Below are 20,613 nucleotides of genomic sequence, written 5' to 3'. Positions count from 1 at the left end.
CTGTGCTCCCGCTCAGGGCGTGAAGGTATCGCCCAGCACGATGCCTTCGCGCCGCGGGTCCGCACCACCGGTGAGCACCGACTTGCCGCCGACGTTCGTGCGGATGATGGTGCTGATGCCGCTGGACTGCGGCCCGAAGGCGACCTCGTGGCCGAGTGCGCGCAGGCCGGTGATCAACGGATCGTTGTTGCCTGAGTTCGAGGTGTCGATGGCCGGGTGCTCGCCGCCCACGTTGGTGAACGAGTTTTTGGAGCCGGATTTCGTCGGGGAGTTGGAGGCGCCGAAGTCGACCAGCGACGTGGCCTGCTGGGCATCCAGGCCCCAGTCCAGCGCACCGACCAGCGTTTTCACCACGTACTGGATGATCGTGCTGCCGCCTGGCGAGCCAGTGCCCATCACGAACTCGCCCATGCTGCCGTCGCCGTTCTTCCTGAACACCATCGTGGGCGCCATCGTGCTGCGCGGGCGCTTGCCTGGGGCGACGCGATTGGCGACCTTGATGCTCGGGTCCACGGTGTCGTTCGGGTTGGCCGAGAAGTCGGTCAGCTGGTTGTTCAGCATGAAGCCCTGCGTCATGTGGAACGAGCCGAGCGTGCTTTCGACCGTGGTCGTCATCGTCACGACGTTGCCCTCCTTGTCGACCACCGTGAAGTGCGTGGTGCCGCGCTCCTCGGTCTTGTCGATGCCCAGCGGCACGCTGCCCAGGTCGCCCGCCGTTGCCAGGCCCATGCTCTTGGAGGGGCTGATGAGGTCGTAGCGCTTGCGCAGGTAGGACTTGTTGAGCATGGTGTCGGCCGAGCCGCTCGGCAGCGGGACGAAGTCGGTGTCGGCCACGTACCTGTCGCGGTCGGCGTAGGCCAGGCGCTCGGCCTCGCTCACCATGTGCACGCCCAGTGCCGTCGGCTTGCCGCCCTCGATGTCGATGGCAGTAGGCTTTTGCTGGCCCATGTCGAAGTTCTCCAGGATGCCCAGCGTCTGCAGCACCGCGATGCCGCCCGAGGACGGCGGCGACATGCTGCAGACGTAGTAGTCGCGGTAGGTGCCGCAGACCGGGTCGCGGCGCTTGGCCACGTAGTTGGTCATGTCGGCCATGGTCGTCTTGCCCGGGGTGATGGCAGAGCCATCGACGGCTGCCGTGACGGCGATCTTGTCGACGATGGCCTGCGCGATCGGGCCGGTGTAGAAGGCGTTGGCGCCCTCCGTGGCGAGGGTGGTCAGCGTCTTGGCATAGGCTGGGTTCTTGAGCTTCGTGCCCAGCGCCTTGGGCGTGCCGTCGGCGTTGAAGAAATAGGCCGTGGCCTCGGCGTCGCGCTTCAGCTCGGCGTCCGAGATGGAGATCGCGGCGGCCATGCGGCCACCGATCGAGAAGCCGTCCGATGCCAGCGTGATGCCATAGCTGAACAGGTCCTTCCACGGCAGCTTGCCGTGGTCCTTGTAGGCGATGTCGAGCATGCGAACCGCACCCGGCGTGCCGATGGAGCGACCGCTCGCGCGCAGCGGCGAGGGCTTGGGTGTGGTCTTGTCGCTGACGTCGTCGATGTAGCGCAGGTAGTTCTCGGTCGCCGCGGCCGGCGCCATCTCGCGCCCGTCGTAGGCCTGTACCTTCTTCGTCTTCGCGTCGTAGTGAAGCATGAATGCCCCGCCGCCCAGGCCGCTCGATTGCGGCTCGACCAGCCCGAGAACGGCTTGCACCGCCACCGCCGCGTCGACCGCGCTGCCGCCGGCCTTGAGCACGTCGCAACCCGCGCGCGTGGCCAGCGGATGGTTGGCCACCACCATGTAACTCTTCGCGTAGACCAGCTTGTGGCCGAGCACGTAGCCTGAGGCCGGTTCGGGCGCGGCGGGGTCGCCCGGATTGCCGGAGCCCACCACGACAGGCGTGCCGCTGCCGCCAATCAGGCAGCCCTTGGCGGCTTCGGCTTCGGCCGCGGCGCTGTTGGCCGCGTTGATGGCGGCGATTGCCGCGATCAGCGCAGCGTCGTTGTTCTGCCCACCACCACCGCCGCCGCAGCCGGCCACGGTGAATGCAAGCGCCAGGGGCGGGAGCGCCCGCCAGGCGCGCGCATGGATCTTCTTCGTCATGGAAATCTTCCCGAGTAGTTTTGGTGAAATGACACGGGCGCTCCTCGCGCCCGTCTTCATCATCAGCACATTTCATTCCAGGCACCTCGGGGTTTGCGCGCAGGCCTGCGACGCGGGTTCCGCGTGCACGCCACAATAGCCGCCATGTCAGACGTGCATTCCGATCAACTGCTCAGCGAGGTCGCGGCGCTGCCGCAACTGCCGGGCGTGTACCGCTACTTCGACGCCGCCGGCGCGGTGCTCTACGTGGGCAAGGCGCGCAACCTCAAGAAGCGGGTCGCCAACTACTTCCAGAAGAGCCACGGCGGCACCCGCATCGGCCACATGATCTCGAAGATCGTGCGCATGGAGACCACCGTGGTGCGCTCCGAGGCCGAGGCGCTGCTGCTCGAGAACAACCTCATCAAGACGCTCAAGCCGCGCTACAACATCCTGTTTCGCGACGACAAGAGCTATCCCTACCTGAAGATCGCGTCGCACGCGTTTCCGCGGCTGGCCTACTACCGCGGGTCGGTCGACAAGAAGCACCGCTACTTCGGGCCGTACCCGAGCGCCTGGGCGGTGAAGGAGTCGATCCAGCTGCTGCAGAAGGTGTTCAAGCTGCGCACCTGCGAGGACACCGTGTATGCCAACCGCACGCGGCCTTGCCTCCTGTACCAGATCAAGCGCTGCACCGGTCCCTGCGTGGACTACATCACGCCCGAGGCCTATGCGCAGGACGTGGCCAGCGCCGAGGCCTTCCTGATGGGCGACACGCAGCTCGTGCTCTCCAGGCTCGAGACGCGCATGACCACGCACGCCGAGAAGCTCGAGTTCGAGCAGGCGGCCGAGCTGCGCAACCAGATGTCGGCGATCTCGCGCGTGCTGCACCAGCAGTCGATCGAGATCGCCTCGGACAAGGACGTGGACATCCTCGCGGTCAAGGTGCAGGGCGGCAAGGCCTGCGTCAACCTCGCGATGGTGCGCGGCGGCCGCCACCTGGGCGACCGGCCCTACTTCCCCGTGCACGTGGAAGACGCGGCGCAGATCCACCACGGCGAGATGGACGATGTGGAAGAGGGCGCCGCGCCGGTGGCGGCCGACCCCATCGAAGTGCAGGTGCTCGAAGCCTTCATCGCCCAGCACTACATCGACGTGCCGGTGCCGGCCACGCTGGTGCTGAGCCACCTGGTGAGCCGCGAGCTGATCGAGGCGGTCTCGCTGCAGGCCGGCGGGCGTGTGACTGCAGTGTTCCAGCCGCGCGAGCAGCGCCGCCACTGGCTGGAGATGGCCGAGACGAATGCCGGGCTGCAGCTGGCCCGACTGCTGGCCGAAGAAGGCTCGCAGCAGGCGCGCACCCGCGCGCTGGTCGAGGCGCTGGAGCTCGCGTGCGACGACCTGGACAACTTCCGCGTCGAGTGCTTCGACATCTCGCACACCGCGGGCGAGGCCACGCAGGCCTCGTGCGTGGTGTTCGAGCACCACACGATGCAGAACAAGGAATACCGCCGCTACAACATCGAGGGCATCACCCCCGGCGACGACTACGCCGCGATGCGCCAGGTGCTGCATCGCCGCTACGGCAAGCTGGCCGAGGCGATGGCGGCCGAGACCCAGGCGCTGCCGCCCGGCGACGCCGAAAGTGAAAACGTCGAGGGCGTCGAGAGCAGCGAAGCAGCGCCCAAGACTCGCACTGCACGCATGCCCGAGCTGGTGCTGGTCGACGGCGGCAAAGGGCAGGTGTCGATGGCGCGCGAGGTGTTCAGCGAACTGGGCCTGCCGCTCTCGCTGATCGTCGGCGTCGAGAAGGGCGAGGGCCGCAAGGTGGGCCTTGAAGAGCTCGTGTTCGCCGACGGACGCGAGAAGGTCTACCTCGGCAAGGATTCCGCGGCGCTGATGCTGGTGGCGCAGATCCGCGACGAGGCGCACCGCTTCGCCATCACCGGCATGCGGGCCAAGCGCGCGAAGGTGCGGGTGGGTGGCAGCCAGCTGGAAGACATTCCGGGCATCGGCCCGAAGCGCCGGGCGCGCCTGCTGCAGCGCTTCGGCGGCATCCGCGGCGTGGCGGCGGCGAGCATGGAGGACATCGCCTCGGTCGAGGGCATCGCCGCCGAACTGGCCGAGGAGATCTACAAGGCGCTGCACTGAGGCAAACACCGAGAGACGAAGCAGCCTGCGGGGTCATCCCGCCATGACACAATCAAGCGATGTTCTGGACCCTACCGACCATCATGACCTGGACGCGCATCGTCGCGATCCCCTTGATCGTCGGGGTGTTCTATCTGCCGATCGCCGAGCCGATGCGCAACCTGATCGCCACGGTCATGTTCATCGTCTTCGCCGCCACCGACTGGCTCGACGGCTACCTGGCGCGCAAGCTCAACCAGACCTCGGCCTTCGGCGCCTTCCTCGATCCGGTGGCCGACAAGTTCCTCGTGTGCGCCGCGCTGCTGGTGCTGGTGCACCTGCAGCGCGCCGATGTGTTCGTGGCGCTCATCATCATCGGGCGCGAGATCGCCATCTCGGCGCTGCGCGAATGGATGGCGCGCATCGGCGCCGGCAAGAGCGTCGCGGTCCACATGATCGGCAAGGTCAAGACGACCGTGCAGATGGTCGCGATTCCCTTCCTGCTGTATGACGGGCACCTCTTCAAGGTGATCGACACCGGCCTCTGGGGCCAGTGGCTGATCTGGATCTCGGCGGTGCTCACCGTCTGGTCGATGGTGTATTACCTGCAGAAGGCCATTCCGGAGATCCGGGCCCACTCCAAATGACGGTGGCGGCCACCGTACCTGGCCCGGGCGGCTCGGGATGGCTGCGGGCCATGCCGGCGGTCTTCGTGCTGATCTGGAGCACGGGCTTCATCGTTGCGCGCTACGGCATGCCGTATGCGCCGCCCCTCAAGTTCCTCGCTGTGCGCTATGCACTGTCGCTCGTGTGCTTCGGCGTGTGGGTCGCGCTCGCGAAGGTCGCGTGGCCGAAGGGGCGCGCGCAGTGGGGGCACCTCGCAATCACGGGCGTCTTGATGCAGGCGGGCTATCTGGGCGGTGTCTGGGCCGCGGTGCATGCGGGGATGGGCGCGGGGCTCGTAGCGCTGCTCGTCGGCGTCCAGCCGGTGCTCACCGCGATCTGGCTTTCGTTGAACGGCGGGCGCATTTCGAAGCGGCAGTGGGCCGGCCTCGTGCTGGGCTTCGCGGGCCTCGTGCTCGTGGTCTCGCGCAAGTTCGGGCAGGGCGCCGAGGTCAACGCGTTGACGATGGCGCTCGCGGTCTTCGCGCTGCTTTCGATCACGGCGGGCACGCTGTACCAGAAGCGCTTCGTCGCGCCCTGCGACGTGCGCAGCGCGAGCGCCGTGCAGATGGCCGCGGCGCTGCTGGTGACCTTGCCCTTCGCGGCCATGGAGTCGCAGGGCATCGAGTGGAATGCGCACTCCACCGGCGCGATGGCCTGGTCGGTGCTGGCGCTGTCGCTGGGCGGCAGCTCGCTGCTCTACATGCTGATCCAGCGCGGCACGGCCACGGCCGTCACGAGCCTGCTTTACCTGGTGCCGCCTTGCACGGCGGTGATGGCGTGGCTGCTGTTCGCCGAGCCGATCACGCTGGTGACGCTGCTGGGCATCGGGCTCACCGCGATCGGTGTGAGCCTGGTGGTGCGCAGCGAGCGCTGAGCTTCAGCGCGCCCCCGTCTTCGCCGGCTTCCACGGCTCGCCGCGAAACTGCTCGGCCAGGTGATCGAGCAGGAGGCGCACACGGCGCGGCGTCTTCGGCCGCCAGGGCGCGACCCAGTGGATGTCGGCATCGGGCATCACGTACTGCGGAAGCACCCGCACCAGCTCGCCGGTGGCCAGCTGCGGGGCAATGTCCCAGAGGCTGCGCAGCATGATGCCGTGGCCCGCCATGCACCAGTCGCGCACCATCTCCCCTGAATTGCTTGCGAGCGGCCCTTGCACGCGAACGCGCGCGGTGCTGCTGTCGCGCGCATGGCGCAGCGTCCAGAGCGCAAACTGGCGCTGGTTGACTTCGCCGTTCTCGCGCGCGACGAGGCACGCGTGCGAGGTCAGCGCATCGACCGTGGCCGGCATGCCGTGCTGCGCGATGTACGAGGGCGCGGCGGCCAGCACGCGCTGGTTGCGCGCGATGCGGCGCGTGACCCAGTCGGCCGCGCGGTGCTGCTGCACGGCCCACAGCCAGAGCGCGCCGTCGTAGCCTTCGGCGCCGAGATCGGGCAGTTGCTCGGTCAGCAGCAGCTCGATCTGCAGGGCAGGGTGCCGGGCCTGGAAGGCCGCCAGCGTCGGCCCGAGCCAGCGCCTGCCGAAACCGAAGGTGGCGGCAAGGCGGATCGTGCCGACCAGTTCGTTCTGCCGTTCGCCAAGCTCGCTTTCGAGTGCCGCAAAACCTTCGAGCAGCGCACGGGCATGCAGGCACACCGCCTCACCCTCGGCCGTGACGCTGAGCCGGCGCGTGGTGCGGTCGAACAGCCGCTGCCCGAGCCGCCCTTCGAGCGCACCGAGCCGCTTGGTGATGACGGAGGGCACGACATCGAGCGTGGCGGCCGCGCCGGCGAGGCTGCCCTGGTCGCGAATCGCCAGCACCAGTTCGAGATCGCTGCGTTCCAGCGAGGATGGATTCATGCCAAGATGGAAAGTATGAATTGGCTGATTGTTGCTTGATGATCGCGAAGGCGCAACGCACAATTGTTCCGTGACTGCCTCCTTCCTCACCTTTCCCACCTTCGACATCGAGCGCAACGGCGTGCGCATCCATGGCCGCATCGGCGGCAAGGGCGCACCGCTGCTGCTGCTGCACGGCCATCCGCAGACGCATGCGATCTGGCATCGCGTGGCGCCGCAACTGGCCGAGCAGTTCACCGTGGTCGCGGTGGACCTGCGCGGCTACGGCGACTCGGGCCGGCCGGCGGCCGATGCCGATCACAGGGCCTACAGCAAGCGCGAGATGGCGCTCGATGCGCTCGCCGCCATGCGGCACCACGGCTTCGAGCGCTTCGGCGTGCTGGCGCACGACCGCGGTGCGCGTGTGGCGCACAGGCTCGCGGCGGACCATCCCGCGGCGGTCGAGCGCATGCTGCTGCTGGACATCGCGCCCACGCTCGCGATGTACGAGAACACCTCGGAGGCCTTCGCCAAAGCCTACTGGCACTGGTTCTTTTTGATCCAGCCGCCGCCGTTGCCCGAGGCGCTGATTGCATCCGACCCTGTGCGCTACGTGCGCAGCGTGATGGGTGGGCGGCACGCGGGGCTCGCGCCATTCGCGCCCGAGGTGCTGGCCGAGTACGAGCGTTGCGCCGGCATCCCGGGCACGGCCGAATCCATCTGCGAGGACTATCGCGCCTCTGCCACCATCGATCTCGTGCACGACCGGGCCGACCTTGCCGCCGGACCCAAGCTCGCGCATCCGCTGCGCGTGCTGTGGGGCGAGCATGGCGCGGTGGGCAAATGCTTCGACGTGCTCGCGCTGTGGCGCGCGTGCGCCGATGACGTGTCGGGCCGCGCGCTGCCGTGCGGCCACTATGTTCCCGAAGAGGCCCCGGCCGAATTGCTCGCCGAGGCGCTCGCATTCTTTTCATCTCTCCAACCATCTCTCCCGCAGACAGGAGCCACCCCATGAGCACCCACAGAATCGCAGTCATCGCCGGCGACGGCATCGGCAAGGAAACCATGCCCGAGGGCCTGCGCGTCGTCGATGCGGCGGCGCGCAAGTTCGGCATCGACCTGAAGTTCGACCACTTCGATTTCTCCAGCTGGGACTACTGCGAGAAGCACGGCAAGATGCTGCCCGACAACTGGAAGGACCAGATCGGCGGCCACGATGCGATCTTTTTCGGTGCGGTCGGCTGGCCCGAGAAGATTCCCGATCACATCTCGCTCTGGGGCTCGCTGCTCCTGTTTCGCCGCGAGTTCGACCAGTACATCAACCTGCGTCCCGCGCGCCTCATGCCCGGCATCGTCGCGCCCGTGGTGCGCCGCGACGGCACGCCGCGCGAGCCCGGCGAGATCGACATGTACATCGTGCGCGAGAACACCGAAGGCGAGTACTCCAGCATCGGCGGGCGCATGTACGAAGGCACGCCGCGCGAGATCGTGGTGCAGGAAACCGTGATGTCCCGCATCGGCGTGGACCGCGTGCTCAAGTTCGCGTTCGAGCTCGCGCAGTCGCGGCCGAAGAAGCACCTGACGAGTGCCACCAAGTCGAACGGCATCTCGATCACCATGCCCTACTGGGACGAGCGCGTGGCCGAGATGGCGAAGAACTACGCGGGCGTGAAGCTGGACAAGTTCCACATCGACATCCTCACCGCGCACTTCGTGCAGCGCCCCGATTTCTTCGACGTGGTGGTGGCGAGCAATCTCTTCGGCGACATCCTCTCGGACCTCGGCCCGGCCTGCACCGGCACCATCGGCATCGCGCCGAGCGCCAACCTGAACCCCGAGCGCACCACGCCGTCGCTGTTCGAACCGGTGCACGGTTCGGCGCCCGACATCGCCGGCAAAGGCATCGCGAACCCGATCGGGCAGATCTGGTGCGGCGCGATGATGCTCGAATTCCTGGGCCACAAGAATGCGCACGACGCGATCCTCTCGACCATCGAGAAGGTGCTCGCGCCCCAAAGCGGAGCACCGCGCACGCCGGATATCGGTGGCACGGCAAGTACCAGCGACCTCGGAAAGGCGATCGCAGAAGCGCTTTGAAAAGTACTTCACGAAACGTCCCGGAAAGTGCGCAACGAAACGCCCCTAAAATCGCGCGCTCCGCTGTTCTGCATGGCCTCGTGTCTTATTGACACCCTGCAGGGCAGTGGTTGTAATCCTCGCTGGCAGTGCGCTGCCGAGGCGTCAGGCCTGCCAAGCTCTTGAGTCGCACCCACCCGCGGCCAGGTCGCAGCTGACGAAAGCCGACCAACTTTTTCTCTACAAGGGGCCCTTGTGAACAAGACCGAACTGATTGAGCACATCGCAAAGAACGCCGATATTTCCAAAGCAGCCGCCACCCGTGCGCTCGAATCCACCATCGGCGCCATTCGTACCACGCTCAAAAAGGGCGGCTCCGTCTCGCTCGTCGGTTTCGGCACTTTCGCAGTAGGCAAACGGGCCGCCCGCACCGGCCGGAATCCCCGCACCGGCGACGCGATTAAAATCAAGGCAGCCAAGATTCCGAAGTTCCGTCCGGGCAAGGCGCTGAAAGACGCGCTCAACTAGGACGTAGACTCGGAGAGTATTCCGGTGGGGTGCTTAGCTCAGTTGGTAGAGCGGCGCCCTTACAAGGCGTAGGTCGGGGGTTCGAGCCCCTCAGCACCCACCACCACCCAGATGCAAAGGCGAACACCAGTTCGCCTTTTTTATTGCCGTCCGACATCCGTCGAAAAAGAGTGTTCAAGCATGTTTGATTTCTTCCGCAAGTACAACAAGATCGTCATGATTTTCTTGTTCTTGCTGATCATTCCCTCGTTCGTGCTCTTCGGTGTGGAGCGTTACCAGGGCTCCGGCCGCGACGAGAAGGTTGCCCACATCGAAGGCGGCGACATCACCAAGCCCGAGTGGGATGCGCAGCACCGTGTCGAGACGGACCGCATTCGCCAGCAGTCGCCGAACGTCGATCCGACGGTGCTCGACTCGGACGCCTTGCGCTATGCCACGCTGGAGCGCATGGTGCGCGACCGCGTGCTGGCTGCAGCCGCCGCCAAGGCGAACATGACCGTCTCCGAAGACCGCCTCGCGCGGATCTTTGCGCAGGACCCGGGCCTTGCGTCCTTCCGCACGCCCGACGGCAAGTTCGACCGCGAGACCTTCCTGCGCGTGACGGGCCGCACGCCCGAACAGTACGAAGCCTCGGTGCGCGCCGACATGTCCACCCAGCAGGTGCTGCTCGGCGTATCGGGCACGGCCCTCACGCCGCCCGCACTGGTGGCGGCCACGGTCAATGCCTTCTATGACCGCCGCGAAATCCAGGTGGCACGTTTCGCGCCCGAGAACTTCGCCTCGAAGGTGACCGTGAGCGACGCCGACATCGAGGCCTATTACAAGGACCACACCTCGCAGTTCCAGGCGCCCGAGCAGGCCAGCATCGAATACCTCGTGCTCGATCTGGACGCGGCCAAGAAGAACATCGCCGTGAGCGAGGCCGATCTCAAGACCTACTACGAACAGAACGCTGCGCGCTTCGGCACGAAGGAAGAGCGCCGTGCGAGCCACATCCTGATCACCGCGCCGGCCAGCATGTCGGCTGGCGATCGCGAAAAGGCCAAGGCCAAGGCCGAGCAACTGCTCGCCGACGTGAAGAAGGCGCCGAACACCTTCGCCGACGTGGCGCGCAAGAACTCGCAGGACCCGGGCTCGGCCGAGAAGGGCGGAGACCTCGACTTCGTCACCAAGGGCGCGATGGTCAAGCCGTTCGAAGACGCGATGTTCGCGCTCAAGAAGGGCGAGATCAGCGGCCTCGTCGAAACCGAGTTCGGCTATCACATCATTCTCCTGACCGACATCAAGCCGGCCGTGGTGCCGCCCTTCGAGCAGGTGCGTGCCACCATCGAGAACGAAGTGCGCGCCGCACAGGCCACGCAGGAATTCGCGAAGGCCGCCGAGACCTTCACCGATGCCGTGTACCAGCAACCCGACAGCCTCAAGCCGGCCGCGGAAAAGCTCAAGCTCACGATCCAGACCGCGACCAATGTCCCGCGCATCCCCGCGCCGGGTGCCAAGGGCCCGCTGGCCAGCCGCAACTTCCTGAGCGCGCTGTACGCCAGCGACTCGCTCGAGCGCAAGCAGAACACCGAGGCGATCGAGGTCGGCTCCAGCCAGCTCGCCTCGGGCCGCGTGACGCAGTACACGCCCGCGCATCCGATTCCGCTGGCCGAGGTCAAGGACAAGATCCGCGCACAACTCATCACCGAGCGTGCCGCGGTGCTGGCCAGGACCGAAGGCGAAGCCAAGCTCGCGGCCTGGACCACCAAGGCGGACGGCGCGACCTTCGCTGCTCCCGTCACGGTCTCGCGCATCGATGCGCAGTCGCAGCCCGTTCCGGTGATCGATGCCGCGCTGCGGGCCGACGCCGCCAAGCTGCCTTCGCTGGTGGGCGTGGACCTGGGCACGCAGGGCTATGCGGTGGTTCGCGTGACCAAGGTGGTCCCGCGCACGCCGCCGCCGCCCGAGCAGGCACAGCAGGAAAGCGCGCAGGTCGGCCAGTCGGTGACCGCGGCCGAAGCCGCGGCCTACTACAACCTGCTGAAGGAACGCTTCAAGGCCGAGATCCTCGTGCCGAAGCCGGCGGACACGCTGCCTGTTGCATCGGCGCGCTGACAAGGCGCCCTGCAGGACAGCAGCCGGGGTCGATGACCCGGGCTTTTTTTGGTCGCCCGTGGGACAAGCGCCGCTCCCGCTTCTTGCCAGAATCCGGCGCATGGGAACCCTCTACCTCGTGCGCCACGGGCAAGCCAGTTTTGGCGCTGCCGACTATGACAACCTGAGCGAACTCGGGCACCGGCAGTCCGTGCGCCTGGGCGAGTACTGGCGCGAGCGTGGCATGAAGTTCGATGCCGTCATCACCGGCACCTTGAAGCGGCATCGCCAGACCTGGGAAGGCATTGCCAAGGGCCTGGGACTGGAACGCGACGACGTGCTGCCGTGGCCCGGGCTCAACGAGTACGACAGCGAGGCGGTCATCGCCACGATCCACGAAGGCAAGCTCGAGAAGCCCGACTCGCCCGAGATGTACCGCCATCACTTCCGTCTGTTGCGCGAAGGCCTGGGCGCCTGGATGCAGGGCAAGACGGCGCCGGTCGGCATGCCGAGCTATGTCGACTTTCTTGCCGGCGTGACGACGGCGCTCGACCATGTGCGCGACAGGCACCATGGCGCGAAGGTGCTGGTGGTCTCGAGCGGCGGGCCGATCAGCACGGCGGTCGGCCACGTGCTGGGCACGAGCGCGGAGACGACCATCGAGCTCAACCTGCGCATCCGCAACACCTCGGTGACGGAGTTCGCATTCACGCCGAAGCGCCACATGCTGGTGACGTACAACACGCTGCCGCATCTGGACGGTCCGGCGTACGAGGACTGGGTCACCTACTCCTGAGATTCCTGATTCGCACTGCGCCGCGTCAGGCCTGCCAGACGCCGTAGCCGGCCTTGCGCAATGCGATGCCGAGGTCGACCTCCATCAGGCGCGCATCGTCATAGGGCATCGGGTTGTAGCGCTCGTAGAGCGCCGGCAGCAGGCGCAAGCCGAACGCCTGCACGAAGCTGTTGGCCTGGATGCCGGCCTTGTGCTTGTCGAAGCGGATGTCGGGGTCCAGCCCGGTCATGCCCACATAGACGAAGGGCTTGCCGAGCTGGTAGTCGGGGTTGGCGCGCCTGAAGCGGCTGCTGTTCCACACGCGATCGTCGAGTTCGACCACATAGACGTGGTGCTTGGCGCGTGGCTTGCGGGGCATGGGGTTCGCGGCCTGGCCGCTGCGCGGCTTCGGCAAGGCCGCGCGGGTATCAGCTCTTGCGCTTGATCAGGCCGTAGAGGATCAGCAGCACGATCGCGCCCAGCACGGAGGCGATGAAACCGGCGCCCTGGCCCGCGGTGTACCAGCCCATGGCCTGGCCGACGTAGGTGACGATCAGCGAACCTGCAATGCCGATCAGCGTGGTGACGATGAAGCCGGCGGAATCGTCTCCCGGCTTGACGGCGCGTGCCACCAGACCCACGACGAACCCGATCAGAATAGTCCAGACGATGCTCATGAAGAAATTCCTTTGGTGGTGAAGTGGAAGTGGCGAAAAGCCGCGCCCGTCTGCGCGGGCCGCGTCGATGATAGCGGAGCCATGTGAGCGGTCGCACCGGCTGTTCGCATCGGTGCGGACGAACGAGGATTTTTGCCGCAACGGCGGCGGCGAGGGCGCTGCGGCGTCCTACAGCGCGGGGTGGCATGCGGGGCTATACCGGATGCATGCTTGAAAAACTACCCGAAGCCGTCGGCCGCGCATTGCACGGCGTGCGCGCCGGCCTGGACAACATCGTCTTCAACACGCTCGGCCTGCGCGAAGGCATGGCGTCGGTGGCGCTCACCAGCGTGGCCTTCGCCGACCATGCACCGATGCCGCCGCGCTACACGGCCGATGGAGAGGGTGTCTCGCCGCCCTTGCAATGGACGGGGCTGCCTTCGGGCGTCGCATCGCTGGTGCTGATCGTCGAAGATGCCGACTCGCCCACGCCGAATCCGCTGGTGCATGCCATCGTGGTGGGCCTGGGGCCCGAAGACGACAGGTTGGTGGAGGCCGCCATTCCCAGCGGCGACCAGGAGGGCGCCGGCTTGCACGTCGGGCGCAATTCCAGCCTGCAGGCGACCTGGCTGCCGCCGGACCCGCCGCCCGGCCACGGCGTGCATCGCTACGCCTTCCAGCTGTTCGCGCTCGACAGTGTTCCCGTGTTTTCCGAAGAGCCGGGTCGCGACGAGGTATTCGGCGAATTGCGCGACCACGCCGTGGCCAGCGGTCTTCTGATCGGCACGTGCGAGCGATCCGATGGCTCGATCAAGACAGAGGAGAACGTCGGGGCTTCTGGCCCTCTGGCGGCAGGCTGAATGTGAATTTCAAACCACGTCGCAGCCTGTTGAAGCCGAAAGGGCGATTTTTGACGCTACAATTGCGGGCTCTGCGGTGGCTGTAGCTCAGCTGGTAGAGTCCCAGATTGTGATTCTGGTCGTCGTGGGTTCGAGTCCCATCAGCCACCCCAAAAAATATCTCCCTGCCGCTATTGCGCAATAGCATTCAGGGATTCCAACGCCGGGTTTACCCGGCGTTGTCATTTCCGGCGCACTGCTCGCTGCAAGCAGTTGTCCGCTGACTTTCCTCCCCTGTTCTCCCTCGATATACACCGCCAAAGCGATGCGTTTTGCGTTGCGCGCTGTTGCATTGATCCATTGGGCATCCATTTTTTCTGCAGCCGATGCACTTGTGGCAAATGCAAATTGAATTAAAATCCACCCGTTTTCAATTTTCAGGAGTCCAACAATGGCTTCGACACTCGCCGATATCAATTCCCAGATCAAGAAGCACGACGAGCAGATTGCGCAATTGCGCAAGCAGGCCGAAGACCTGCGCAACCAGGAACGCTCGGGCGTGATCGAGGAGTTGCGCAAGAAGATTGCGGAATTCGGTTTGACCGCTTCCGACCTGAAACTGGGCGGCCGCGGTCCGGCTGCCAAGCGCGCCGCAGGTGCTGCAGCACCCAAGGCAGCCGCCAAATACCGTGGCCCGACGGGCGAAACCTGGTCGGGTGGCCGTGGCCGCAAGCCGCGCTGGGTCACCGAAGCATTGGCTGCCGGCAAGTCGCTTTCCGATTACGAGATCAAGTAAGCGCTGCGAATCGCCGAACTTTTATCAATAAAAAAGCCCGCGCATGCGGGCTTTTTTATTGGGCGCCGAAGCGCGCCTCGCTCAGTTCACCATCACGAGTTTTCCTTTGACGCCGCGCGAGCCCATGTGCGCATAGGCGGCCTTCAATTCGGCCATCGGCATCGTGCTGTCGATCACCGGCTTGATCTTTCCCTGGCCGTACCACTGCGCCAATTCGGCCATCATCTGCGCATTGGCCTTGGGTTCGCGCCTGGCGAAATCGCCCCAGAACACACCCACGAGCGAAGCGCCTTTCAACAGGGTCAGATTCAATGGCAGCGATGGAATGGGACCCGACGCAAAACCCACCACCAAATAGCGGCCGCGCCAGCCAATGGAACGAAAAGCGGGCTCTGCAAAATCGCCACCCACGGGGTCGTAAATGACATCCGGGCCCTTGCCGTCGGTTGCGGCCTTCACGGCATCGCGAAAGCCGTTGGGCAATGCGTGCGTCGTGTAGTTGATCGTGGCGTCGGCGCCAATGGAACGGCAGAGTTCGCATTTCTCGTCGGTGGAGGCGGCTGCAATCACCTTCGCTCCGGCGGCTTTTGCAATCTGGATGGCTGCGGTTCCCACGCCGCCAGCTGCGCCCAGCACCAGCACGGTTTCGCCGGCCTTGAGCTGCGCGCGGTCCATCAGCGCGTGCCACGAGGTGGCGTAGATCATGATGAACGCGGCCGCGTCGACATGGCCGAAGCCCTCGGGCAGCGGCATGCACAGCGCCGCGGGGGCCAGCGTGTGCGTTCCGAAGCCACCGGTGCCCGAGAGGCACGCCACGTTCTGGCCCACCTTCAGGTGCGTCACGCCTTCGCCGACGGCCTGGATGACGCCCGCGTATTCCGAGCCGGGAACGAAGGGCAGGGGCGGCTTCATCTGGTACTTGTTCTGCACGATCAGCAGGTCGGGGAAATTCAGGCTCGCCGCCTTGATCTCGATCAGCACCTGCCCCGGGCCCGGCGTGGGTGTCGGCAGTTCTTTCCAGGTGAGTGCGTCGACGCCAACGGGGTTTTCGCAAAGCCATGCGTGCATGCTCGGGTCTCCTTCGGATGGGTAATGTTGAGGCAATGACTGCGGGCATGATAGGTGTCGCGGCGGGGCGCCCTTGTCCCTGCTGCGACGCACCCGACGCCTACAATCCGGTGCATCGAAAAGCACCATGAAGATACTTATTTCCAATGACGATGGCTTCCAGGCGCCGGGCATCGTCGCACTGCACGACGCGCTCAAGGACATTGCCGAAGTCGAGGTGGTCGCACCCGAACACAACAACAGCGCCAAGTCGAACGCACTGACCCTGGCCGCCCCGCTCTACGTGCACAAGGCGCACAACGGTTTCCGCTATGTGACGGGCACGCCGGCCGATTGCGTGCACATCGCGCTCAAGGGCCTGCTGGACTACCGGCCCGACCTTGTGGTCTCGGGCATCAACAACGGCGCCAACATGGGCGACGACACCATCTATTCAGGCACCGTCGGCGCGGCCATGGAGGCTTACCTCTTCGGCATCCCGGCCATTGCTTTCTCGCAGATCGAAAAGGGCTGGGCCCACGTGGATGCGGCCGCGCAGGTGGCACGGCGACTGGTGCAGCAGATCGAGCGCGAGAAGATGTTCGGCGGCCCCGCCTTCCTGCTCAATGTGAACGTGCCGAACCGCCCCTTCGACGAGCTGAAGCCGGTGAAGGTCTGCCGGCTCGGCCGCCGCCATGCGGCGGAGAAAGTGATCACGCAGGACAGTCCGCGCGGCGAGACGATGTACTGGATCGCCGGCGCCGGCGGCGCCAAGGACAGCGGCGAGGGCACCGACTTCCACGCCACCGCTGCCGGCCACATCGCGCTCACGCCGCTGCAGATCGACCTGACCGACCACGCCAACCTGGGCCAATGGCGCGAGACGGTGGCCCGTCTCGGCAATTGACATGGCCACGCAACGGCCCAGTTTTCCGGTTCGACTGACACCCACCGCTTCGGCCGCCACGCGCGGGCGCTTGCCCGCCGTGCCGGCCAAGCCCATGGTTCCGTCCACGCCCTCGATGGCTTCCGATGCCGTGCGCAACCGCATGGTGCAAAAGCTCGCGGCGCAGGGCGTCTCCGATCCGCGCGTGCTGCGTGCGATGGGGGCCGTCGAGCGGCATCGTTTCGTCGACAGTGCGCTGGTCAACCAGGCGTACGAAGACACGAGCCTGCCGATCGGCCTCGGGCAGACCATCTCCAAGCCCAGCGTCGTGGCCCGCATGATCGAACTGCTGCTCGCAGCGCCCGCATTGGCCGGCAAGCCGCAGGAGCGCCTGGGCCGCGTGCTGGAGATCGGCACCGGCTGCGGCTACCAGGCCGCAGTGCTGAACCACGTGGCGACCGAGGTCTACAGCATCGAGCGCCTGCGCGGCCTGCACGAGCGTGCGCGGGCCAATCTGCGGCACTTCCGGCTGGCCACGGTGCACTTGATGCTGGGCGACGGAATGGTCGGCTATGCCAAGGGCGCGCCCTACGCAGGCATCATCGCGGCCGCCGGCGGCGAAGCCGTTCCAGAGGCCTGGATCGAACAACTCGCGGTCGGCGGACGCATCGTCGCGCCGACCCATTCGGCCAGGGGCGGACAGGCCCTCGTCGTCATCGACAAGACCGCCCGTGGACTGGAGCGCCTCATTCTTGAGGCGGTTCACTTTGTCCCCCTAAAATCGGGCATCGCTTGAAGGAATAACAAATGCAGGGTTTTGGCAATCGGAGTTTGTTCGCGGGCATCACGTTGGCCGTTGTGCTCGTGATCGCGGGCTGCTCCGCACCGCGCGGGCCGGCGCCCGTCGAGGACCGCGGCACCATGACGCGGGCGCCTGGTGCCACGCCAGGTGGTTCTCCCATCACCGTCGATGCCAACGGCAAGCCGCTTGCGGGCATCGAGAACTACGGCAAGCCGGGCTACTACGCGGTGCGCCCCGGCGACACCATCCGCCGCATCGGCAGCGAGACCGGACAGCGCTGGCAGGACATCGCCCGCTGGAACAACCTGGACAACCCCGACCTGATCGAAGTGGGCCAGGTGCTGCGCGTGATCCCGCCATCGGGTTCGGGCACGGCCGTTGCAATCGCTCCCGCAGCTTCGGGTTCGGAAGGCGCAGTCGCCAAGCCGGTGACGCCGCCTTCGGTGGTGGCGCCGGTTCCGGCGAGCGGTGCGAGCGCACCGGTCAAGCCGGCGGCGCCCGTCACGGCGTCTCCCGCAAGTCCCGGCAGCGGGAGCTCGGGCGACGAAGATCTCGGCTGGATCTGGCCCGCGAGCGGCTCGCTGATCGCCGGCTTCGACGAAGCCAAGAACAAGGGCTACGACATCAGCGGCAAGGCGGGCGACCCCGTGCTGGCCGCGGCCGACGGGCGCGTGGTGTATGCCGGCGCAGGCCTGCGCGGCTACGGCAACCTGATCATCCTGAAGCACAACAACACCTACCTCACGGCGTATGCGCACAACCAGACGCTGCTCGTGAAGGAAGACCAGTCGGTTCAGAAGGGCCAGAAGATCGCCGAAATGGGCAACAGCGACGCCGATCGCGTGAAGCTGCATTTCGAGATCCGCCGCCAGGGCAAGCCCGTCGACCCGTCGCGCTACCTGCCCGGCCGGTGATGCCATGGCTGCCTCCCGCCCCCGTCGCACGCTGCCCGTGCGCGGGCTGGCGGGCCGAGGCGGCCGGTCTGCTGGCGACAAGGACATCTCGCCCGACGAGGCGGTCCCCGCCGACCCCCTAGCGCTCAACGCGGCGCTGCCGCGCGGCCCCATGGCCGATCTGATCGGCGGCGAAGGCGCAGACGCGCTGACCATCTACCTGCGTCAGGTCCGGCGCACCGAACTGTTCACCCCCGACGAGGAATTCCAGACGGCGTGCGCCGCGCGGTCCGGCGATTTCGCGGCTCGGCAATCGATGATCGAGCACAACCTCCGGCTCGTGGTCAACATCGCCAAAGGCTACCTGGGCCGAGGCGTGCCGCTGTCGGATCTCATCGAAGAGGGCAATCTCGGGCTGATGCATGCCATCACCAAGTTCGAGCCCGAGCGCGGCTTTCGTTTCTCCACGTATGCAACCTGGTGGATCCGCCAGTCGGTCGAACGCGCGGTCATGACGCAGGCGCGCGCCATTCGCCTGCCGGTGCACGTGGTGCGCGAACTGCAGCAGGTGCTGCGGGCCCGTCGCACGCTCGAAGGGGATGCGGAGTTTGTTGCGCGCCGTCCCGACGGCGTGCGCGTGGAAGACATCGCCGCGCTGCTCGGCCGCGACGTGCAGGAGGTGGCCGACCTGCTGGCGCTTTCCGAAGCGCCGCGCTCGCTCGATGCCGGCGATGCACGCGGGGACGAGGGCTTCACGCTCGCCGACACGGTGGCGTCCGACGACGAGCAGGGCAATCCGAGCGGCGTGACGCAGGCGCACGAGGTGGAGCGCCTGCTCGACCAGTGGGTCCACGCGCTCGATGCGCGCGAGCGCGAGGTGCTGGAAGGCCGCTACGGCCTGCATGACCGCGAGCCTGAGACGCTCGAGGTGCTGAGCGTGCGCCTGGGCCTCACGCGGGAGCGCGTCAGGCAGATCCAGAACGAGGCGCTCGCCAAGATGCGGCGGCAGCTGGCCCGCTCTGGCATCGGGCGGGACGCGCTGTTCTAGCGGGGCGAAAAAGCGGGGCGGCCGCACTGAGACAATCGGGGGATGACGGAATCCATCGAAGAAAAGAAAGTCCCCACGAATCCCGGCGAAGAATGGCTGAAGGTCGAGTCGCTCGACCTCGACGCGCAGGGCGTTTCCCACAAGGCCGACGGCATGGTCGTGTTCATCGAAGGCGCATTGCCTTTCGAGGAAGTGCAGTTCAACGTCCATCGCCGCAAGAACAACTGGGAGCAGGGCACGGTCACCACCATCCGGCGCGAATCGTCGCAGCGGGTGCGCCCGGGCTGCCCGCATTTCGGCCTGCACACCGGCGCGTGCGGCGGCTGCAAGATGCAGCACCTGGACGCCGCCGCGCAAGTGGCCGTGAAGCAGCGCGCGATGGAGGACAACCTGTGGCACCTGGGCAAGGTGCGCCCCGACAACGTGCTGCGCCCGCTCGAAGGGCCGGCATGGCACTACCGCTACCGCGCGCGCCTGTCGGTGCGCCATGTGGTCAAGAAGGGCACGGTGCTGATCGGCTTTCACGAGCGCAAGAGCCGCTACCTGGCCGACATGCAGGTGTGCCCCGTGCTGCCCAGGCAGGTCAGCGACATGCTGATGCCCCTGCGCGCGTTGATCGGCTCGATGGACGCCCGCGAGACCTGCCCGCAGATCGAACTGGCCTGCGGCGACGCGCCGGGCTCCACGGCGCTCGGTGCCATTGCCTTGGTGCTGCGGCATCTGCAGCCCCTGTCGGGCGCCGATATCGACCGGCTGAAGGCGTTTGCTGCAAAGAACGAAGGCGTGCAATGGTGGCTGCAGGCCAAGGGGCCGGAGACGGTGAAGCTGCTGGAAGAAGGCGGCACGCCGCTGGCGTACCGCCTGCCCGAATTCGGCGTGACGATGCCGTTCAAGCCGACCGACTTCACGCAGGTCAATCCGCACATCAACCGCGCGCTGGTGGGCAAGGCGCTTCGCCTGCTCGACGTGCAGTCCGACGAGCGTGTCATCGACTGGTTCTGCGGGCTGGGCAATTTCACCCTGCCGCTGGCGAGCCGGGCGCGCGAGGTGCTGGGCATCGAAGGCAGCGACACGCTGGTGGCGCGCGCGACCGACAACTTCAAGAAGAACCAGCCTGCGACGAGTGCGCGTCGAGCGCTTTCGGCGACGCAATTCGTGGCACGCAATCTGTTCGAGATGACGCCGGCCATGCTGGTGGCCGATGGCAGTGCCGACAAGTGGCTGGTCGATCCGCCGCGCGAAGGCGCTTTCGCGCTGGCCAAGGCGATGGCTGATCTTCATCAGCAACCTGAACTGCGCACCGACGGCTGGACGCAGCCCAAGCGCATCGTCTACGTGAGTTGCAACCCGTCGACGCTGGCGCGCGATGCAGGTCTGCTGGTGCATCAGGCGGGGTACCGATGCACGTTCGCGGGAGTGGTCAACATGTTCCCGCACACGGCGCACGTCGAGTCGATCGCCGTCTTCGACCTGGAATGAAAAAGGGCCCCTCGGGGCCCCTTTGTTTTCGAGCGCTGTTTT

20 protein-coding genes and 2 tRNA genes are annotated in these 20,613 nt (G+C 66.4%); 17 read left to right on the top strand and 5 right to left on the bottom strand.

What is annotated here, in order from left to right:
• Nucleotides 1–12: 12 nt before the first annotated feature.
• Nucleotides 13–2,082 (bottom strand): gamma-glutamyltransferase, encoded by a 2,070-nt coding sequence (gene ggt, locus BM133_RS13140; protein WP_093434254.1) that lies wholly within the window; start codon nt 2,080–2,082, stop codon nt 13–15.
• Nucleotides 2,083–2,226: 144 nt separating this feature from the next.
• On the opposite strand from ggt, the gene uvrC reads away from it, so the two are divergent.
• Genes uvrC through BM133_RS13125 form a run of 3 tightly spaced genes read left to right on the top strand, consistent with a single transcriptional unit; the run spans nt 2,227 to nt 5,728 of the window.
• The gene (gene uvrC, locus BM133_RS13135; protein ID WP_093434252.1) at nt 2,227–4,209 is read left to right on the top strand and encodes an excinuclease ABC subunit UvrC; all 1,983 of its coding nucleotides are present in this window, start codon (nt 2,227–2,229) and stop codon (nt 4,207–4,209) included.
• A gap of 59 nt (nt 4,210–4,268) precedes the next feature.
• Complete coding sequence (gene pgsA / locus BM133_RS13130; RefSeq protein WP_093434251.1) at nt 4,269–4,835, top strand: CDP-diacylglycerol--glycerol-3-phosphate 3-phosphatidyltransferase; 567 nt, start codon at nt 4,269–4,271, stop codon at nt 4,833–4,835.
• The gene (locus BM133_RS13125) at nt 4,832–5,728 is read left to right on the top strand and encodes a DMT family transporter (RefSeq protein WP_093434249.1); all 897 of its coding nucleotides are present in this window, start codon (nt 4,832–4,834) and stop codon (nt 5,726–5,728) included. Before pgsA ends, BM133_RS13125 begins: the two co-directional genes overlap by 4 nt.
• Nucleotides 5,729–5,731: 3 nt before the next feature.
• Here the strand turns inward: BM133_RS13125 and BM133_RS13120 are convergent, their stop codons facing one another.
• Entirely contained in the window at nt 5,732–6,691 is a 960-nt protein-coding gene (locus BM133_RS13120; protein ID WP_093434248.1) for a LysR substrate-binding domain-containing protein, read from the bottom strand.
• Between the two features lie 70 nt (nt 6,692–6,761).
• On the opposite strand from BM133_RS13120, the gene BM133_RS13115 reads away from it, so the two are divergent.
• From BM133_RS13115 to BM133_RS13090, 6 genes are all read left to right on the top strand, one after another.
• Complete coding sequence (locus BM133_RS13115; RefSeq protein WP_093434246.1) at nt 6,762–7,685, top strand: alpha/beta fold hydrolase; 924 nt, start codon at nt 6,762–6,764, stop codon at nt 7,683–7,685.
• On the top strand, nt 7,682–8,767 hold the full coding sequence (locus BM133_RS13110; protein ID WP_093434245.1) for a tartrate dehydrogenase: 1,086 nt from the start codon (nt 7,682–7,684) through the stop codon (nt 8,765–8,767). The genes BM133_RS13115 and BM133_RS13110 overlap by 4 nt, the downstream gene beginning before the upstream one ends.
• A 234-nt stretch (nt 8,768–9,001) precedes the next feature.
• Nucleotides 9,002–9,274, top strand: coding sequence for an HU family DNA-binding protein (locus BM133_RS13105; protein WP_007830705.1), 273 nt, complete (start codon nt 9,002–9,004; stop codon nt 9,272–9,274).
• A gap of 27 nt (nt 9,275–9,301) precedes the next feature.
• A tRNA-Val gene (locus tag BM133_RS13100) sits at nt 9,302–9,377 on the top strand.
• 77 nt (nt 9,378–9,454) lie between these two features.
• Entirely contained in the window at nt 9,455–11,371 is a 1,917-nt protein-coding gene (locus BM133_RS13095) for a peptidyl-prolyl cis-trans isomerase (protein WP_093434243.1), read from the top strand.
• A gap of 100 nt (nt 11,372–11,471) precedes the next feature.
• The gene (locus BM133_RS13090; RefSeq protein ID WP_093434242.1) at nt 11,472–12,146 is read left to right on the top strand and encodes a histidine phosphatase family protein; all 675 of its coding nucleotides are present in this window, start codon (nt 11,472–11,474) and stop codon (nt 12,144–12,146) included.
• Nucleotides 12,147–12,171: 25 nt separating this feature from the next.
• Here the strand turns inward: BM133_RS13090 and BM133_RS13085 are convergent, their stop codons facing one another.
• Nucleotides 12,172–12,504 carry a hypothetical protein gene (locus BM133_RS13085; RefSeq protein ID WP_093435308.1) on the bottom strand — a complete coding sequence of 111 codons (333 nt, stop codon included), beginning with the start codon at nt 12,502–12,504 and terminating at the stop codon, nt 12,172–12,174.
• A 49-nt stretch (nt 12,505–12,553) separates the two neighbouring features.
• Nucleotides 12,554–12,802, bottom strand: a complete 249-nt coding sequence (locus tag BM133_RS13080) for a GlsB/YeaQ/YmgE family stress response membrane protein (protein WP_013540415.1) — start codon at nt 12,800–12,802, stop codon at nt 12,554–12,556.
• Between the two features lie 206 nt (nt 12,803–13,008).
• Here BM133_RS13080 and BM133_RS13075 point away from each other — a divergent pair, with 206 nt between their 5' ends.
• From BM133_RS13075 to BM133_RS13065, 3 genes are all read left to right on the top strand, one after another.
• Nucleotides 13,009–13,641: a YbhB/YbcL family Raf kinase inhibitor-like protein gene (locus tag BM133_RS13075; RefSeq protein WP_093434240.1), complete on the top strand. Its 633-nt coding sequence runs from the start codon at nt 13,009–13,011 to the stop codon at nt 13,639–13,641.
• Nucleotides 13,642–13,717: 76 nt separating this feature from the next.
• Nucleotides 13,718–13,793 (top strand) — tRNA-His (locus BM133_RS13070).
• A gap of 278 nt (nt 13,794–14,071) precedes the next feature.
• Nucleotides 14,072–14,416: an H-NS histone family protein gene (locus BM133_RS13065; protein ID WP_093434239.1), complete on the top strand. Its 345-nt coding sequence runs from the start codon at nt 14,072–14,074 to the stop codon at nt 14,414–14,416.
• Nucleotides 14,417–14,497: 81 nt separating this feature from the next.
• Here the strand turns inward: BM133_RS13065 and BM133_RS13060 are convergent, their stop codons facing one another.
• A complete protein-coding gene (locus BM133_RS13060) occupies nt 14,498–15,484 on the bottom strand; it encodes an NADPH:quinone oxidoreductase family protein (protein WP_093434238.1) in 987 nt (328 codons plus the stop codon).
• 127 nt (nt 15,485–15,611) lie between these two features.
• Between BM133_RS13060 and surE the strand changes: the two genes are divergently transcribed.
• The 5 genes from surE to rlmD are packed head-to-tail and all read left to right on the top strand — an operon-like array spanning nt 15,612 to nt 20,571.
• Nucleotides 15,612–16,370 (top strand): 5'/3'-nucleotidase SurE, encoded by a 759-nt coding sequence (gene surE, locus BM133_RS13055; protein ID WP_093434237.1) that lies wholly within the window; start codon nt 15,612–15,614, stop codon nt 16,368–16,370.
• A gap of 1 nt (nt 16,371) precedes the next feature.
• Nucleotides 16,372–17,145, top strand: a complete 774-nt coding sequence (locus BM133_RS13050) for a protein-L-isoaspartate(D-aspartate) O-methyltransferase (RefSeq protein ID WP_093434235.1) — start codon at nt 16,372–16,374, stop codon at nt 17,143–17,145.
• Nucleotides 17,146–17,156: 11 nt separating this feature from the next.
• A complete protein-coding gene (locus BM133_RS13045; protein ID WP_093434234.1) occupies nt 17,157–18,065 on the top strand; it encodes a peptidoglycan DD-metalloendopeptidase family protein in 909 nt (302 codons plus the stop codon).
• 4 nt (nt 18,066–18,069) lie between these two features.
• Nucleotides 18,070–19,092, top strand: a complete 1,023-nt coding sequence (locus BM133_RS13040) for a sigma-70 family RNA polymerase sigma factor (RefSeq protein WP_093434232.1) — start codon at nt 18,070–18,072, stop codon at nt 19,090–19,092.
• Nucleotides 19,093–19,134: 42 nt separating this feature from the next.
• The gene (gene rlmD / locus BM133_RS13035; protein ID WP_093434230.1) at nt 19,135–20,571 is read left to right on the top strand and encodes a 23S rRNA (uracil(1939)-C(5))-methyltransferase RlmD; all 1,437 of its coding nucleotides are present in this window, start codon (nt 19,135–19,137) and stop codon (nt 20,569–20,571) included.
• The last annotated feature ends 42 nt before the right edge of the window (nt 20,572–20,613 follow it).

The organism is Variovorax sp. 770b2 (genome assembly GCF_900115685.1).
Classification (GTDB): domain Bacteria; phylum Pseudomonadota; class Gammaproteobacteria; order Burkholderiales; family Burkholderiaceae_C; genus Variovorax.
The sequence above is the reverse complement of the archived record's forward strand: the minus strand, read 5'-3'. Positions and strand labels throughout refer to the sequence as shown.